This window comes from Bacillus sp. FSL K6-1005, from assembly GCF_038000225.1.
GTDB classification, from domain to species: Bacteria; Bacillota; Bacilli; order Bacillales; family Bacillaceae; genus Bacillus; species Bacillus mojavensis.
In genome coordinates this window covers 449,691-464,804 of sequence record NZ_JBBOBP010000001.1, presented here as the reverse complement: position 1 = coordinate 464,804, position 15,114 = coordinate 449,691, and the positions used below count along the sequence as shown (strand labels likewise).

Here is a 15,114-nt window from a genome sequence, read left to right as displayed (position 1 = left end):
CATGGCATTTCAAATTTTATTAAATGTGTTTCTTGCTTTTTGCTGGATGTTCCTGAGCAATGATGGAAGCGCCGCCGGATTCATTACAGGCTTTATCCTGGGAATGATCTCCCTCTTTTTCTTCCGGCGCTTCCTTGCTCATCCGTTTTATCTCTGGAAAATGTTTTCGATTATCAAACTTTTTTTGATCTTTATAAGGGAATTATACCTTGCCAACGTCAGTGTGCTGAAAACAGTCCTATCGCCAAAACTGGATATCAAACCAGGCATATTCGCATTTAAAACAGAACTGACAACGGATTGGGAAATTACCCTGCTTTCACTTCTTATTACATTAACACCGGGAACATTGGTAATGGATATTTCCGATGACCGGACCATTCTCTATATTCACGCGATGGATATTGAGGATGCGGAAAAAGCGATTTTTGATATTCGTGAGTCATTTGAAAAAGCCATACAGGAGGTGAGCCGCTGATGTTTACGTTAATCCTTCAAATCGCGCTCGGCATTATGGCGGTGTCCACCCTGTTGTATGTCGTTCGCGTCATCAAAGGGCCGACTGTTCCTGACCGCGTTGTGGCTCTGGATGCAATCGGCATTAATCTGATAGCGATGACAGCGCTTGTCTCCATCCTGCTGAATACGAGTATTTTTCTTGATATCATATTATTGCTGGGTATTTTGTCTTTTATCGGAACCATTGCGTTTTCTAAATTCTTAGAGAAAGGAGAGATTATCGAAAATGATCGTGATCGCTAAAATAGCAGTGGCAATATTGATCCTAATGGGGGCGCTAATTTGTCTTGTGGCTTCCTTCGGGACGCTTCGCCTTCCCGATATGTACACACGCTCTCACGCTGCTTCTAAAGGCTCAACGTTAGGCGTCAATATGATTCTGCTCGGTGTCTTCTTCTTTTTGTGGTTTATAACAGGAGAGATATCGGCAAAAATTCTGCTCGGGATTTTCTTTATCTTTATTACGTCGCCGGTCGGGGGACACTTGATCTGCCGAGCTGCGTACAACTCTGGCGTCAAGCTGGATGAAAGAAGTGTACAGGATGACTATAACGGAATCAGAAACTTTGTGATTAAACGAAAAGAGGATTCTTACCTATAAAAATGAGCAGCCGGACAGGCAGAGTTCCGGCTGTTTTTTTATTTTGTGATGACAGCCAGCGTGCATCTGGATATACAGATCAGCCTTTCTTGCTCGTCATAAATGTGAACCTGATACACAATGGTCGTTCTGCCTTTATGAACGGGCTCGGCTACGGCCTTTACCGTTCCTTCCTTGACAGATTTCAGATGATTGGCGTTGATCTCCAAACCGACACATACTTGTGTACTAGAATCGATTAGATGCTGCGCACCCACGCTCGCCGCAGTTTCCGCAAGAGCCACTGAAGCGCCTCCATGCAAATAACCAAAGGGCTGGACTGTCCGGTGATCCACCGGCATCACTGCCACGCAGCGTTCCGCTGTGCTTTCTACAATTTCTATTCCCAGCGCGCCAAGCAATGTATGTTTCATATCCATAGTTTACACTCCCTTATTTAAAGCACACCGTCTGATTTTGCAATCAACACCGCTTCCGTCCGGGAACCGACATTAAGCTTGTTGAAAATCGACGTCAGGCTGTATTCAATGGACCGCTTGCTTAAATGAAGCGCATCTGCAATTTCTTGGTTGGTAAAACCTTTTTCAACTTCTTGAAGAATCAGGCATTCTCTTGGTGTGAGCACATCTTGTTCTTTTTGAGAGGAAGGGGGCCGGCTTTGTTTTTTGCTGAGTCATCAGCTGTTTAAAGTAAGTGAAATCGACTAAAATTTCTCCGTTGAGCACGTGATATATGTATTGGGTGATCTTTTCCTTTGATTCGGTTTTGCTGATGGCGCCGTGCAGACCCGCACGAATCGCTTCCTCAAAATAATCCTCGACCTCATAACCGGTATATACGATAATTTTACAATGAGGATTCTCTTGTAAAATCTGTTTAGAAAGCTCCATCCCATTGACATCGCCGCCTAAGTTCAAATCCATTAAAATGAGATCATATGATGAGAAATCATGCTGGCGTATGAACTGTTCGCTGGGTTCAGGACTGAGACAATCAACAGACAAATTCGAATCCGTTTCCAAAATTGTCTTGGTGCCTTCCATGACAGCCGGATGGTCATCAATCACTAGTATCTTTTTCATGTTTTCCTCCCTTTTACTCACTCATTTCCATTTTATAAAAAAGACTTGGCTTATGCCAAGTCGTTTCCGTTATAAAACCATTACAATTCCATTTCAATATCGGCCTTAAAGCCCTTTCCTTCACTTGTTTCGATTCGGAGGCGTCCATCTAAAGCCCTGACTCGCTCCTTAATGCCAGAAAGACCCATACTCATGGAATGTTCGTTGGTTTTCTCTTGATCAAATCCCACACCATCGTCCTCATAATGAAGAACAATTTTGTTTTGAATGCTGATCAGCATAATAAGCACTTCCGTCGCCTGAGAGTGTTTCACTGCATTCGATAAAAACTCTTGAATGATCCGGTACAAATTCAGCTGCGAATCCAAATCAAGCGACGCCGTAAATCTGCCGGTATTTAAGCGAATATGAAACGGAACCCGCTCCTGCTGCTGCGCCACCAGCTTGGACAGCGCCTTCACCAGTCCCAAATCATACAAAAGCTGCGGCCGCAATTCATGACACGTCTCCCTCGTCATCGAAATTACATCAGACATCTGCTCATTCATCTGCACGAGCTTGTCCTGCACCTCTTCACGGCATGGATCATCATCCTTCTTAAAATCAGCCAAAAACAGCTCACACTGCCGCTTTAATGAAATCAAATCCTGAAGAACTGAATCGTGGAGATCGCGGGCGAGATCGGAACGTTGTTTTTCTTCGATGGTAAACATCAGCTTTTTGAGCCAGACCGGGTTTGTCTCCTGTTTCTTTAAATCTTCGAGATGATTCATAAGTTCTTCGATTTTAAGCACGTTCTCCATCGTAATGCTTGTGTAGAATGATAAGGTTTTTAACCAAGAAATCTCATCCCAAGTCAGCTTGGGAGTATTCATGAATGATAAACATAAAACAATGTATGATTTACTGCCCCGTTCCCCTATTTTCATAAAAAAACCTTTATCCACCTGAACTATTTTGCCGATTTCTCTGGTCGTTTCGGCTAATTGATGAGAATACGGCTCCCATAATTTTTTCTCATTATCATTAAAAAAGTATCTTACATTTAAGTCTCCTTCGACTTCTAAAACACATACTTTACTAATCATCAAAACTTCAAGAAGAGTAGATTCAAGTTCAGTGAATACTTGTTTTAACGATGAAGCTCCTTTAATTATTTGAGTAAACTTGAATATACTATCCTGATAATTATGTTTTTCAGAAAAACGCTTTAAACGGAAACGAAAATCTAAGAGCTCTTTGGAATAAAACACAGCCAGCATAATAATATACGTAAGCAAAGTTAGTTTAAACGTATAAAATTCTGAATTTGGCTCTTGTACAAGGTCATAAATTGTAATAATAAGCAGAGTAGGAGTGACAGCTAAAAGACTATAATATTTCAACCGCCCGATGATAAAATCAATTTCATAGATTTTATTAGTCATAAATTGATAAACTAAAGAAAACGGAATTAATAAAAGAAAAGGCGCAACCAAAAAAGAAGAAACATAATAGTCATCAAAAATAATGTAAGGTGCCACAAACAAGAATACAAATGGTGAGAAAGCAAAAATATTAATCAAAAGAAAAGTCTTAAGAATATTTGCTTGCTCTGTTTTTTTGTGCTTTATTAAGCCTACAGCAATGAAAAATAAAGCTATTAAATAAAGAAGAGATATTGAAACTAAATTAACCTTTCCCAAAACTCCTCTATCAAAGCAATTTCTAAACAACTCTAATATTATATTAATAACAGGGACTGTATATAAAACAACAAAAATTTTCCCATTAAAAATCTTGTATCCAAATTCCTTAATATATTGGTAGATAAACAAGAGATAATTTACAGGTACGGATATTAAAGTTATAACATTTACATATCGACTTATTAGATCTCCTTTTGACGAACCTCCCGCACTTACATATGCCATACCAGTAGTGAGTAAAAAGATGTTCAATATAAAAGCTGAAACTAAATTTTTTTCCTTATTAATTTTTAAAATAAGGATAATACAACTAAGGCATACGAAGAAGAAAATAACAGGTATTAAATAAACAAATAAGTTGTCTTCACTTATTAAACTTAAGTTTTTGATTTCAACTATTTCACCAGATCTTATAACTGTCATAGATCTAACGTTTTTTAATGTATTCTGTTTTAAATCTTTTGGTTCAACATTCTGATTCTGATTAATTTTAATTACAATGTCGCCTTTTTTGACACCTGCATAATAAGCCATTGTGTAATCTGACACTCTGGTAATTTCTATTTGACCTTTGTTATTAACATTTGCGGTGGCTCCTACAAATAGATTATTTACATTAATATAAGTTAAATAGAAAATATAAGACATGCTGAGTAAAATTAATATAATGGAATACGTATTTTTAGATAATTTCATATTCTCTCCTGTTTCAATACGGTTTCCAGTATATTTCGTCTTTAGAACTCATTGAGATCAATTGATCAAATCCAAGCAGTACTCCTTTCACCTCTTCTTTATCTAAACCTATAATACTGACTTCTTCTCTCATCAATTTTTGAACAATTTCGGGATTACGAACTAAATAATTTACTATTTCCTGCATTTTCATCCACCCTCTTATCACAAATTTTGTTAATTAAATAGTTTTTGTTTTCTAAAGTTAAATTTGACTTTTTGAGTCCATTTTCAACTTTCAAATTATATATATTAATCATTACTGACATATAATGTATAACTCCAGATTCCAAGAGAAGTTGTTTTAATTCCGACTGCCGAAAGTTATTTCTTAACAATTCAACTGATGCTGTATTGAACTTTTTCTCTAAGAATTGAATTGCCAAGTTTGTCTTTTTGAAAAGAGTATCTATATTATTCATATACATTATTTCAAATAAATCATTTTTTAATTGTGCCGCAATGCCTATATAGAAAGCATACTGTTCTACATCTGGCTGATGATGTTTAGTTGCGAGTACAGCACCCAGCATACTCGCTAAAGCAGTCAACGCTCCTGATTTTTTCTTTATCATTGCAATACATTGTTTTTCAGTTAGTGTATTATCCAGCAAATCAATGTGTTGACCTTCCATGGCTTGGACGATATATTTTAGAGCTGTCTTGAGTAGTAACCCTTCCGTATCTCTAGAGGATATGACTTGGAGAGCTAACGTATAAATCAAGGTTGCAATATTTAAAGATACAGCATGATCAACCTTCATCCATTCTGCATTTGGGCGATCCTTATCTTGTATATCATCAAAAATATCTGCCGCTAAGATAAGGAGTTCAATCCCTGTTCCTAAATCTAATATTTCTTCAAAATCATTCCCTCCAAAAGCCAAGTAATGATCTAAAGCTAGCTCGGCGAATGGAAAGTTATTTTTTGTATCAGCAAAATTTAAAACATATTTACTTAATTCTTTATTCACACCATTTTTTTTAAGAATATGGTTTATTGTAACCTTTACATTTTCTGCTTTTAGAGTTATTTTCTTAGCTATATGAATCCCTCACTTTATTTTACTAAACCCTTTTGTTCAAGGACAGCAGGTTTTTCGTTTTTTAACAATCATATAATACTTTATCCATTTATTGTATGGGTAGAACGAAAAAAAAGACTTGTTTCCAAGTCTTTTTTACGAAATTTTCATTGCGTATGTGAATTTATCGAGCTGATCAATGCTTTTGTTAATGTTTCGTAATGAATCTGTCGTTTCTTTAATATCAAGTTCGAGTCGGAATAACAATTGTTTTACTTCTTCAAGTTTCTTTTCCATCGTTTCCACACTCCTTTTTTTGAAAGATCAATGAATTGTGTATGGTGAACGAGTCCTAGGTATTTGATCTGTTACTAATAGTGTATCTGGTTTCGAGTTATTTTTCACCGAAAAGTATACAAAAAGATCCTGCGTGACACCGCAAATATCAATAGGTCTTTGTGCTTAAAGGAATCACAATGAGAACAGGACTATTTTTCTACGTGTGAAAACGGTGATTTCGGATGGAATTGAGAAAGATTCTTAATTCCTTTGATTTTATTGTATTTAACTGTTTCACCAAGTAAGACTATAGTCCCCCTTGCTGCTTTTTCAAAGTTTAATACGCGATTCTTGGCGTATCGTGACCGACAAACACCGAAAAGACCGCAACGCAAAGTTGTGGCCTTTTCGCTTTGTCATATTCGGCACCTGAGTGATCTATACATATAGACATATCCCCTTTTTGCGAGGTGCTTCCATGAGATATCCTTATCCTTGGCTCTACGTCTATCCGTACGACATACGCCGCCCGCCCGCTCCTGCCGCCAATACAGCGACCTTTATCCGTTCCGCACAGGATGCCGCCGGGCTGCTTGCTGATGCTCAGCTTGTACTTAGGCGCATTGCGGGGTCACAGGAGCTTTCGCGCCGCATCATGACCGCAGCGGAGCAGTCAGATAAACAGACAGTAAAACGTCTGATCAAACAGACAGGCGTCCGGCATGATGTGGATTCGGTCTTTAATCCCGATGGCATATACATCAGCCTAATCAGCACGCAAAGCCGAATCATCGTGGCGTTGCGGTGGTCAGAAGACCGCAATTACTTTTCGCCCATGAGCTTATGACACCACTCCAAGGCTTCCAAATAACAGTCGTACGCTTCTTCCTTGTCCAATTCTTTTGCTAATTCTCCGCAAGTGTCCCAATTGTTGGTTTCGATTAACTTCACAAGCTCAAGCATTTGGTAATAGTCATTTTGATGACCTAATAATGCTTGACCTACTTCATCTATTAAAGGCAATTCTTGAATAATCTCTTCTATTTCTCTGTGCAAAAGGGTGTCTATGAGAGAAAACATCCCGATCAGCATATACGAGGCCGGCTGCGGGCGCGCTGTTTTTCTTGCCAACAGTTCACATAGTTTTGCTCTCATTAAAGAAATTTTTATGATTTCGTGTTTGCTGGAATTCCCTTTTCTGCTTAAATCCTTAAAGGATAAGATGTATATCCACCGTTTGATTTCGTTAAACCCAAGAAGCATGATAGCCTGCTTAATGCTGTCGATCTTTTGGGTTAAGCGGTTATGAGAAGAGTTTAAGAATTTTAAAATTTGATATGACAGTGATAAATCACGTTCTATGTACTCAGTTACACGCTGGATGTTAGGCTGCTCTTTGCTTAATTCGTTGAGCAATTCATAGTAAGAATAAAAATGGGTCGACAGATCATGGCCGCTGATGATACGCGGTTCGCTGAAAAAGTAGCCTTGAAATAACTGAAAGCCATCTTGCACCGCCTGTTCATATTCTTTGCGTGTTTCTACTTTCTCAGCTAAAAAAATCAGGCCGCAACTGCTGTAGGTTTGCAAAATGTTTCGGCGTTCCATTCGGGTGGTTTTAAGAAAATCAATTTTCAATATATCAATATAGCTCATGAGCTTTTCCAATAATTTTTCATTTTTCGGGTTTATCGCGTAAAAATCATCGAGTGCCAGCGTATACCCCATTTTTTTCAGCTCTCTGCACCTTGAGACGAGAGCCGGAGTGATCGGTATATCTTCAAGGATTTCAATCACAAGCTGTTTTGGATTGAAGGAGGTGGGGAGATCCGAAAACATCAGGCTTTCAGTGAAATTGACAAAACAGCGTTTTCCTTCCGTCAGCTTCTCGATTCCGATGTTTAAAAAGCTGTTAATCACCAAATCTGTTGTAGCCTGATCGCCGTCTGCAGCGGAATACACATTCTCTTCGCTCTCTCTATATAAAAGTTCATAAGCGACAACCTGTTCTTTTCGATTAAATATAGGCTGTCTTGCAACAAACACCCTCATTGATTTATCCTCCTTACAAAACACGCGGCTTTCCACCCTAAGTATATCAAATAATTTGACGAAATTTGTCTAAACATGAAAAATATTATTCCCACAAAAAAACTGGCCTCTTCGCGAACGAAAGGCCAGTTTGCTTTATTCTTCGAGCTCTTCTTCAAGTCTGCTTTTCACTTCATGGATCCGCTGCATTTTGTTGCTCCAGCAGTCCTCGCTTAAATCAACCGGGTATTCTTCAGGTTTGCTGATTCTCTTATATTCCTCCCACAGAAGGCTGAGGTTGTCTTGTACGTATTGCTGAATGTCAGAAATCTCAGGGTTCTGGTAGCATAGGATGCCTTTTTCAAAAATCAGCTCGTGAAGATCCTTCGCATAGAAATTCGTGACGAATTTGCTGATGAAGGTATGAACCGGGTGGAACATTCTCAGCCGCTTCTGGTCATTCACCTGCTCGTCATAAAGCGCAATGTAATCACCTTCAGAATGATGATTTAACTGATTAATAATTCGATACACTTTCTTTCTGCCAGGTGTCGTCACTTTGTCAGGGTTGGATGAAATTTTGATCGTGTCGACCATTTCTCCGTCTTCTTCAATGGCGACGAGCTTATAAACTGCACCGAGAGCAGGCTGGTCATAGGCTGTAATCAACTTCGTGCCGACACCCCAGACATCTATGCGTGCTCCCTGAGCCTTTAAATTCATAATGGTATGCTCATCCAAGTCACTCGATGCAATGACTTTCGCGTCTGTAAACCCTGCTTCATCAAGCATTTTCCGGGCTTTTTTTGACAGGTACGCCAAATCGCCGCTATCCAGGCGGATGCCAATGAAGTTGATCCGGTCTCCGAATTCCTTGGCCACTTTAATCGCATTCGGCATGCCTGAACGGAGCGTATCATACGTGTCGACTAAGAAGACGCAATCCTTATGCGTTTCCGCGTATTTTTTGAACGCTGTATATTCATCGCGGTAGGCCTGCACAAGCGCATGTGCATGTGTGCCTGATACCGGGATATTAAAGCGCTTTCCGGCTCTTACATTGCTTGTCGCGCTGAAGCCGCCGATTAAGGCTGCTCTCGCTCCCCACATAGCCGCATCCATTTCATGCGCCCGTCTTGTTCCGAATTCAAGTGCAATTTCGTCGCCAATGACGCCCTTGATGCGCGCCGCTTTTGTCGCGATTAATGTTTGGTAATTCACAATGTTAAGCAAAGCTGTTTCAATAAGCTGCGCTTCTACAAGGGGAGCTTCCACCCTCATAATCGGCTCATTGTTAAAAACCAGCTCTCCTTCTTTCATGGAATAAAGAGAACCTGTAAAAGATAAACCGCTCAAATAATCAATAAAATCTTCATGATAACCAAGCTCATCTCGTAAATAAGTCAGGTCACTATCGGTAAACTTGAAGTTTTCCAGATATTCAATGGCTTTTTCCAAGCCCGCAAAAACCGCATAGCCATTCTCAAACGGAAGCTTTCTGAAAAAAAGCTCAAAAATCGCTTTCTTTTCATGAATGCCGTCTCTCCAGTAAGTTTCCGCCATATTGATTTGATAAAGGTCTGTATGTAATGACAGGCTGTCATCTTTAAAACCGTACTCTAACACTGTTTTTCCCCTTCCTTACTCTGCCACTTGCGCTCCGATGCTGTTTGCAAAATGGGAAAGAGCCCACGTATGCCCCTCCTGATTAAAGCTGGCAACAGTCTGTTTATGCACAACAATCCGGAAACCTTTGTTGTATGCATCAACTGCTGTATGCAAGACACAGATATCTGTGCAGACGCCGGCTAAATGCAGCTCGTCAATCTGCCGCTCTCTGAGTTTCAGCTCTAAATCAGTACCCGCAAAAGCAGAATATCTCGTTTTTTCCATGTAATATACATTATGATCATGTGCATGTTTCTGATATAGAGGCAAAAGCTTTCCGTACAGGTCTTTTCCTTCCGTACCCTTGATATTATGCGGTGGAAACAGACGGGTTTCAGGGTGATATTGATCCCCTTCATTGTGAGAATCTACTGCAAATACGACGTAATCACCGTTTGTGATAAAGTGTTCTGTCAAATTGACGATCGCCTCTTCAATCATTCTGCCGGGCTCCCCGCAGGTCAATTTTCCGTCACTCGCCACAAAATCATTTGTATAATCAATACAAATAAGTGCTTTTTTCATAGCCGGCCTCCCCGCCATCAGTATGAGAACATTATATCTTATCTCCCGTTGTAAGGGAATTGCCATGAATAAAAAGACAAACGGTCCGTTTGTCTCTTAAGATTTCAGCACCGACCGATTAAAAATGTCGTCCTGAATATATATAGATTCATGATTTACCGCACTGTCCGCCGCAATGACAAGGCCTAAAGGCGTCTGAAACTGAAGATCAGATACGACCTTAAAAGGCACTCCATTTCGGTTCGCCATTTTTACATAAGGGGAATAAGACTGATACTGAAGCTCTCCATTGATCAGAAGAGATATATGTTTATTACGTTTAAACGCCTGCTCCGCTTCGTCATATGGTTTGCTTCTGAGCACCTGCCCTTTTGTCAGTGCCAAAAGCACTCTTTCCCGCAATGAGCCTAAAAACAAGTGGCGCTCGTCAGGTTTTGTTTCCAGCGGCCCGTACATTCCTTGCTGTAAATAGAGATCCAGCGTTTCATCACTCAAAAGCTCGTCCTCCCGTCTTGTTTGTCTTCATTATCGCCTGATCCTGCGGGGGCTAAACTTTCAAGGGCTGTTACATTTCCGTTACCCAGTGAATGATTTTTTTTGCCAGCTCACCAGCAGGCTCTTCCTCTGTATGCCGGCGCAAAGAAGCCTCCAGCCGTTCTGGCAGCGATGATTTTTCTTCCTCGTATGAAATTATCGTGCTCCACTCCAGCTGCGGAACGGCTACGAGCGTATGCAGCTCTTTTCTGTTTTCATGCAGATATACATCAGTGATCATTCCTGTTTGTGTGCTGATATTTGCTTTTCTGATTTTCATAACATGACCTCGCTATTTAAAAGACTATCCATATTATACAATAAAAAAGCAACAGCCTCTCTAGAAAAGGCTGTTACCCGTTAAACGAAACGGTATCATCAATGATATCGGCATCGTTAAAATTTGTTTTACTATATTCGTTATTGATCTTCACAAAATCCCCAAGCTGAAATGTGCCAGACCCAGCACCTGTGTGATCAACGCTTTTCGGCGCAATCGCAAACACATCTCCAAAGCTGGCTGCAGCATCACCTGATATAGACATAATATATATTGGCCCTACAATCGCAGGCATTTCCCCACCTCCGCACTGATTTACAGCATCATATGCGGAAAGGAGCCAATGGTGCCCGCCTATTCAGCGGGACGTTCGTTTTCTTCAAGGCGTGACCGCTGGCGCAGCTTGATTAGCCGCACGATATTCAAGAAAAACGCCTTGACTACCGCATACACCGGCACAGCTAAAATCATGCCGAGAATGCCGCCGAAGCTTCCGGCTCCGATCAACAGCAAAATGATGGTAAGCGGGTGCGTATTCAAACGTTTTCCGATAACGAGCGGAGAAAGCAGATTTCCGTCGAGCTGCTGAACGATCACAACCACGATGATCGCAAAAAGCGCTTTGGCCGGTGAATCCATAAAGCCGATAATGACAGCCGGCGCAGCGCCGAGAAAAGGTCCGACATATGGAATGATATTTGTAATGGCCATGACAATTCCAAGAATCAGCGCATATGGCAGCCCTGTTATCAAGTATCCGATAAAGCACGCTGTCCCTACAAAAAGACAGATTAACAGCTGTCCCTGAAAATATGCAGCAAGTGTGTCGGTTAAATCTTTAAAGATTTTTAGACCTTCTGTCCGGTATGAAGCCGGAAGTATTTTGACTGCCAGGTGCGGAAAGCGGTGTCCATCCTTCAGCATATAAAAGAGGATAAACGGAACAGTGATAATGACAAGTGTGATATTAGTCACGACACCAAACACCGCGGATAAACTGGATGTAATATTTTGCGGCAGGTTTTGGAGAAAGCTTGTCAGAGACTGTTCAATTTTTGATATGGATACATAATCCTGTGTCATCATCCAGGTAAACCATTGAGAGTGAGATAAATCCTTTGTCAATGCCTGAATCTGTTTTATATATTCAGGAAGATTGTTAAACAGCCCAGTCACCTGCGATGTAATGACAGGCCCGACTGCCGCAGAAACAAAGGCAAGCAAACCGATAAATACTAAATAGATGAGCAGAATCGATAATGTCCGCGGCATTTTTTTCTCAAGCAGGCGGACGACCGGATTAAAAATAAAATACAGAATTCCTGCGATCAGCATCGGGAAAAACAATGTCGTGATAAACACGATAAACGGCTGAAACACAAATGAAACTTTTGTTGCTACGAAAATAATCAGCAAAACAAATAAAATTTGCAATGTCCAAAAATGGACTTTTGATTTCAACAAGCTTGTTCCTCCTAGTTTTTCTTTGTCTTACAGATAAAAGAACTTGCACCCCATTATTGTAACAAAAATGAACTGATATCAGAACTTTTAATCAGTGAATGGACTGTTGATTATGCAGACTGTGACATACGGCAGGGACGCCGGACTGACTTATGTACATAAGGTGTCTCTGTTTTCAACTATGACGGGGCGTTTTTACAGCGCTTAACTGAAAAATAGGACGTCCCGGTGTACGCCTATTTTTCAAACGCAAGCACTGTTACACCCGTTCACTGTAATCTGGCGTGACGGAAACCATGTGCTGGATACTGATTAAAAAAACCGAATTTCGGGCTGCTTCAATGATGATATGGTCCGGTTTTACATCAATCAGTCTGCCTCTGACCGTGTCTCGTACTGTTTGAATAATGAATTTTGAGCCGATGAGCTTTTTAATGGTCTGATAGACATAAGGATCGACTAATGAGACCAGTTGCGGACTACCTTGGTTGGCCATACTTCAATCCCCTTTATATGTTTTATCTCAGCTTATGCCACGGGTAAGGATAATGACACAGGCTTACCGGATAACACCAGGGGATGCGGAGACGATTGGGGAGTGTGATTCACGCGGGTGTAAGGAAAGGTAATGAAACGGAGACAGCGAAGAAAACAGACGCTGTTCCGAATACAGGCGGGATCTATACAGGCTTTTTGATAGAAGACTGGGCTTGGTCGATTAAGCGGTCCAGCTTTTCTATTTTTTTTAGTGCGATTGCTTCGTCAATTTGTCGGTAATGGTGATGGCCGCCAGGTTCTTCATCAAGTTCGTCCGCTTTTTTGACAATCTGCTGCAGCGTATTTTTATCGAGTTCACCTTCAGGCAGATAGGAATCGGTATGAAGCAAAATGGCAAGGGCAATCTCTTTTGCTGCTTTCGGTTCTTCACCAAGACGAATCAAGAGCTTATGCGCCCGTTCCGCCCCTTTAATGGCATGGATGTCATTTCTTCTGTATTTTTCATAATCCCACTTTCCGTCTGTATACCATTCATAATGGCCGATGTCATGCAGCAATGCCGCTTTTGTGGCTAAATCAGGGCTGATATCAGCCTTTACAGACAGCCTGTATGCATGATAGGCGCAGGCAATCGCATGAGCCACGCCTGAACGCTGTAAATATTTTTGTGCAATTGGATGGGTGAAGACATCCATTAATGTAACCTTTCTCATGGAAACCCCTCCTTTAGATATTTTTAGAATCCTAACATAATTTGAGGAGAAACTCAATTCTTATGTCATATCATTTTCGTTTCGTTTTCATGTTTGTTATACCCTAAAAGCAGAGTTTCAGTCAGTATATGCAGCCGGACTCCAGAACGCTTAAGCTATCGCCTTTCTATATAAAAAAAGAGCAGATTCACTCTGCTCTATAAAAACTCTTTTATATCATATATGCGCCCGTTTTCCGCGCCTGTCTCTAATAAAGAAAGCAGCGTGCTGGCAATAAAGGCCGGACTGCGAAGGCTTCCTGTTTCATTCAATTTCCGGAACCGCTCGATGTCGTGAAAATCCTTTTTCGATGATGCACGGATGACGGCCTGCATGTCAGTGTCCATGACACCCGGTGAGAAAGAAATCATGTTCATCGGCCGTTCTTCGTCCTCCTGTTCAAATCCGAACGTTCTCGTAAACATATCAAGTCCGGCTTTTGAGCTGCAATACGCGCTCCACCCCTTGTATGGGTTTTTGGCCGCGCCAGAGGTAATATTGACGATTGTTTTTCTGCCGCTGTACAGAGCAAACTGTTTTGTAAACAGCTGGCTTAGGAGCACGGGCGCGGTCAGATTAAGCTGATAATGGTGCTGCAGCTCTTCTAGAGACGCTTCTCCGGCGCGTTTGATCGGCGTTACCATTCCGGCGTTATTGATCAGTGTGATGGCTGAATAATCAGCTGGATTGATGGATGAAAGCAATGTTTTGAATTGCTGTTCAGCCTCTGTGAGATTGATCAGGTCAATCTGATGCTGTGTCAGTTTCTCATGCGAAACATCTGTTGTTGTTCTGGACAGGGCATGGACTTCATGGCCTTTTTCTAAAGCCTGTAATGCAATGGCTTTCCCCAGTCCTTTTGACGCCCCGGTGATGATATAAAGTTCCATTGGAAACCTCCTCCTTCCATTCTTATTGTACGGACCGCTTTTAAGCAAAACAAGCGCGGGCGCTTACGCCTTTTTATTATCCTGCACGATAACCTTTGGTATGAGAAAAACAATGCCTGCGATTCCCAGCAGAATCAGCACAATATAGATGATCGGAAGCACGAGTGAAGATGATTCTTTTTCTTCCATTTCCGTTGATGACGCTTTTGTGATCGGTTTCTCGGAAAATGTAATCCCCAGCTGTTTAGATTGAGCCGCGATGGTGTTGGAGCCCTCGGCATCTGTTGTTGTAAACAAATCCTTTATCAGCTCGGCGTCCCGATCCTTCGGTTTTTCAAAGGTGATATCCTTTTGTTCCTCAGGCAGTTCTGTTTTCTCCTCATAGGAAGAATCTTCATGCAAATAATTTGTATCGATTTCAATGTCTTTCTTCTCATATTGGTTTGGCGCGACATCCGTATTTTCTTCGGTTTCGGCAGCAGCGGCAGAGGGTATGAAAAGGGAAAAGGAGAGCATACATATCATGATCCCCTTTTCCAAGCT

The 15,114-nt window shown here is 41.1% G+C and carries 20 protein-coding genes and 1 pseudogene; 4 read left to right on the top strand and 17 right to left on the bottom strand.

Annotation, left to right across the window (positions count from 1 at the left end):
- The first annotated feature begins 1 nt into the window (after position 1).
- The 3 genes from NST16_RS02280 to mnhG are packed head-to-tail and all read left to right on the top strand — an operon-like array spanning position 2 to position 1,120.
- Positions 2 to 478: a Na+/H+ antiporter subunit E gene (locus tag NST16_RS02280; protein WP_010331686.1), complete on the top strand. Its 477-nt coding sequence runs from the start codon at positions 2 to 4 to the stop codon at positions 476 to 478.
- On the top strand, positions 478 to 762 hold the full coding sequence (locus NST16_RS02275) for a Na(+)/H(+) antiporter subunit F1 (RefSeq protein WP_024122677.1): 285 nt from the start codon (positions 478 to 480) through the stop codon (positions 760 to 762). Before NST16_RS02280 ends, NST16_RS02275 begins: the two co-directional genes overlap by 1 nt.
- Positions 746 to 1,120, top strand: a complete 375-nt coding sequence (gene mnhG / locus NST16_RS02270) for a monovalent cation/H(+) antiporter subunit G (RefSeq protein ID WP_010331688.1) — start codon at positions 746 to 748, stop codon at positions 1,118 to 1,120. The genes NST16_RS02275 and mnhG overlap by 17 nt, the downstream gene beginning before the upstream one ends.
- A 38-nt stretch (positions 1,121 to 1,158) precedes the next feature.
- Here the strand turns inward: mnhG and NST16_RS02265 are convergent, their stop codons facing one another.
- From NST16_RS02265 to degQ, 6 genes and pseudogenes are all read right to left on the bottom strand, one after another.
- Positions 1,159 to 1,539 carry a hotdog fold thioesterase gene (locus tag NST16_RS02265; protein WP_339177933.1) on the bottom strand — a complete coding sequence of 127 codons (381 nt, stop codon included), beginning with the start codon at positions 1,537 to 1,539 and terminating at the stop codon, positions 1,159 to 1,161.
- Between the two features lie 17 nt (positions 1,540 to 1,556).
- Positions 1,557 to 2,202, bottom strand: a pseudogene (gene comA / locus NST16_RS02260) (two-component system response regulator ComA).
- Between the two features lie 80 nt (positions 2,203 to 2,282).
- On the bottom strand, positions 2,283 to 4,586 hold the full coding sequence (locus NST16_RS02255; protein WP_340883729.1) for a histidine kinase: 2,304 nt from the start codon (positions 4,584 to 4,586) through the stop codon (positions 2,283 to 2,285).
- A gap of 13 nt (positions 4,587 to 4,599) precedes the next feature.
- Positions 4,600 to 4,773, bottom strand: a complete 174-nt coding sequence (gene comX, locus NST16_RS02250) for a competence pheromone ComX (RefSeq protein ID WP_326130752.1) — start codon at positions 4,771 to 4,773, stop codon at positions 4,600 to 4,602.
- A complete protein-coding gene (locus NST16_RS02245; protein ID WP_340883728.1) occupies positions 4,742 to 5,599 on the bottom strand; it encodes a polyprenyl synthetase family protein in 858 nt (285 codons plus the stop codon). The genes comX and NST16_RS02245 overlap by 32 nt, the downstream gene beginning before the upstream one ends.
- A gap of 207 nt (positions 5,600 to 5,806) precedes the next feature.
- Positions 5,807 to 5,947: a degradation enzyme regulation protein DegQ gene (gene degQ, locus NST16_RS02240; RefSeq protein ID WP_010331694.1), complete on the bottom strand. Its 141-nt coding sequence runs from the start codon at positions 5,945 to 5,947 to the stop codon at positions 5,807 to 5,809.
- 460 nt (positions 5,948 to 6,407) lie between these two features.
- On the opposite strand from degQ, the gene NST16_RS02235 reads away from it, so the two are divergent.
- Complete coding sequence (locus tag NST16_RS02235; protein WP_010331695.1) at positions 6,408 to 6,776, top strand: hypothetical protein; 369 nt, start codon at positions 6,408 to 6,410, stop codon at positions 6,774 to 6,776.
- Here the strand turns inward: NST16_RS02235 and NST16_RS02230 are convergent.
- The 11 genes from NST16_RS02230 to essA all read right to left on the bottom strand — a co-directional run bounded on the left by NST16_RS02230 (position 6,752) and on the right by essA (position 15,087).
- Positions 6,752 to 7,981, bottom strand: a complete 1,230-nt coding sequence (locus NST16_RS02230) for an EAL and HDOD domain-containing protein (protein WP_010331696.1) — start codon at positions 7,979 to 7,981, stop codon at positions 6,752 to 6,754. The genes NST16_RS02235 and NST16_RS02230 overlap by 25 nt on opposite strands.
- 135 nt (positions 7,982 to 8,116) lie before the next feature.
- Entirely contained in the window at positions 8,117 to 9,586 is a 1,470-nt protein-coding gene (locus NST16_RS02225; protein WP_010331697.1) for a nicotinate phosphoribosyltransferase, read from the bottom strand.
- 15 nt (positions 9,587 to 9,601) lie between these two features.
- Positions 9,602 to 10,153 (bottom strand): cysteine hydrolase family protein, encoded by a 552-nt coding sequence (locus tag NST16_RS02220; RefSeq protein WP_268447268.1) that lies wholly within the window; start codon positions 10,151 to 10,153, stop codon positions 9,602 to 9,604.
- A 96-nt stretch (positions 10,154 to 10,249) separates the two neighbouring features.
- Positions 10,250 to 10,648: a YueI family protein gene (locus NST16_RS02215; protein ID WP_168748645.1), complete on the bottom strand. Its 399-nt coding sequence runs from the start codon at positions 10,646 to 10,648 to the stop codon at positions 10,250 to 10,252.
- A gap of 70 nt (positions 10,649 to 10,718) precedes the next feature.
- Positions 10,719 to 10,967 carry a YueH family protein gene (locus tag NST16_RS02210; RefSeq protein ID WP_010331700.1) on the bottom strand — a complete coding sequence of 83 codons (249 nt, stop codon included), beginning with the start codon at positions 10,965 to 10,967 and terminating at the stop codon, positions 10,719 to 10,721.
- A gap of 73 nt (positions 10,968 to 11,040) precedes the next feature.
- On the bottom strand, positions 11,041 to 11,262 hold the full coding sequence (locus NST16_RS02205) for a spore germination protein (protein ID WP_010331701.1): 222 nt from the start codon (positions 11,260 to 11,262) through the stop codon (positions 11,041 to 11,043).
- A gap of 59 nt (positions 11,263 to 11,321) precedes the next feature.
- Positions 11,322 to 12,431, bottom strand: a complete 1,110-nt coding sequence (locus NST16_RS02200; RefSeq protein ID WP_229149095.1) for an AI-2E family transporter — start codon at positions 12,429 to 12,431, stop codon at positions 11,322 to 11,324.
- Positions 12,432 to 12,690: 259 nt separating this feature from the next.
- The gene (locus NST16_RS02195; protein ID WP_010331703.1) at positions 12,691 to 12,927 is read right to left on the bottom strand and encodes a YuzF family protein; all 237 of its coding nucleotides are present in this window, start codon (positions 12,925 to 12,927) and stop codon (positions 12,691 to 12,693) included.
- 184 nt (positions 12,928 to 13,111) lie between these two features.
- Positions 13,112 to 13,642: an HD domain-containing protein gene (locus tag NST16_RS02190; protein ID WP_010331704.1), complete on the bottom strand. Its 531-nt coding sequence runs from the start codon at positions 13,640 to 13,642 to the stop codon at positions 13,112 to 13,114.
- 197 nt (positions 13,643 to 13,839) lie between these two features.
- Complete coding sequence (locus tag NST16_RS02185) at positions 13,840 to 14,571, bottom strand: (S)-benzoin forming benzil reductase (protein ID WP_286058041.1); 732 nt, start codon at positions 14,569 to 14,571, stop codon at positions 13,840 to 13,842.
- Positions 14,572 to 14,634: 63 nt separating this feature from the next.
- Entirely contained in the window at positions 14,635 to 15,087 is a 453-nt protein-coding gene (gene essA, locus NST16_RS02180; RefSeq protein ID WP_340888258.1) for a type VII secretion protein EssA, read from the bottom strand.
- Positions 15,088 to 15,114 lie beyond the last annotated feature (27 nt).

Bases quoted from the DNA above. Each gene is read 5' to 3' on its own strand.
- NST16_RS02280 (WP_010331686.1), top strand. From the start codon at position 2: ATGGCATTTCAAATTTTATTAAATGTGTTTCTTGCTTTTTGCTGGATG.
- NST16_RS02275 (WP_024122677.1), top strand. From the start codon at position 478: ATGTTTACGTTAATCCTTCAAATCGCGCTCGGCATTATGGCGGTGTCC.
- mnhG (WP_010331688.1), top strand. From the start codon at position 746: ATGATCGTGATCGCTAAAATAGCAGTGGCAATATTGATCCTAATGGGG.
- NST16_RS02265 (WP_339177933.1), bottom strand. From the start codon at position 1,539: ATGGATATGAAACATACATTGCTTGGCGCGCTGGGAATAGAAATTGTA.
- NST16_RS02255 (WP_340883729.1), bottom strand. From the start codon at position 4,586: ATGAAATTATCTAAAAATACGTATTCCATTATATTAATTTTACTCAGC.
- comX (WP_326130752.1), bottom strand. From the start codon at position 4,773: ATGCAGGAAATAGTAAATTATTTAGTTCGTAATCCCGAAATTGTTCAA.
- degQ (WP_010331694.1), bottom strand. From the start codon at position 5,947: ATGGAAAAGAAACTTGAAGAAGTAAAACAATTGTTATTCCGACTCGAA.
- NST16_RS02235 (WP_010331695.1), top strand. From the start codon at position 6,408: ATGAGATATCCTTATCCTTGGCTCTACGTCTATCCGTACGACATACGC.
- NST16_RS02230 (WP_010331696.1), bottom strand. From the start codon at position 7,981: ATGAGGGTGTTTGTTGCAAGACAGCCTATATTTAATCGAAAAGAACAG.
- NST16_RS02220 (WP_268447268.1), bottom strand. From the start codon at position 10,153: ATGAAAAAAGCACTTATTTGTATTGATTATACAAATGATTTTGTGGCG.
- NST16_RS02210 (WP_010331700.1), bottom strand. From the start codon at position 10,967: ATGAAAATCAGAAAAGCAAATATCAGCACACAAACAGGAATGATCACT.
- NST16_RS02205 (WP_010331701.1), bottom strand. From the start codon at position 11,262: ATGCCTGCGATTGTAGGGCCAATATATATTATGTCTATATCAGGTGAT.
- NST16_RS02195 (WP_010331703.1), bottom strand. From the start codon at position 12,927: ATGGCCAACCAAGGTAGTCCGCAACTGGTCTCATTAGTCGATCCTTAT.
- NST16_RS02190 (WP_010331704.1), bottom strand. From the start codon at position 13,642: ATGAGAAAGGTTACATTAATGGATGTCTTCACCCATCCAATTGCACAA.
- NST16_RS02185 (WP_286058041.1), bottom strand. From the start codon at position 14,571: ATGGAACTTTATATCATCACCGGGGCGTCAAAAGGACTGGGGAAAGCC.
- essA (WP_340888258.1), bottom strand. From the start codon at position 15,087: ATGCTCTCCTTTTCCCTTTTCATACCCTCTGCCGCTGCTGCCGAAACC.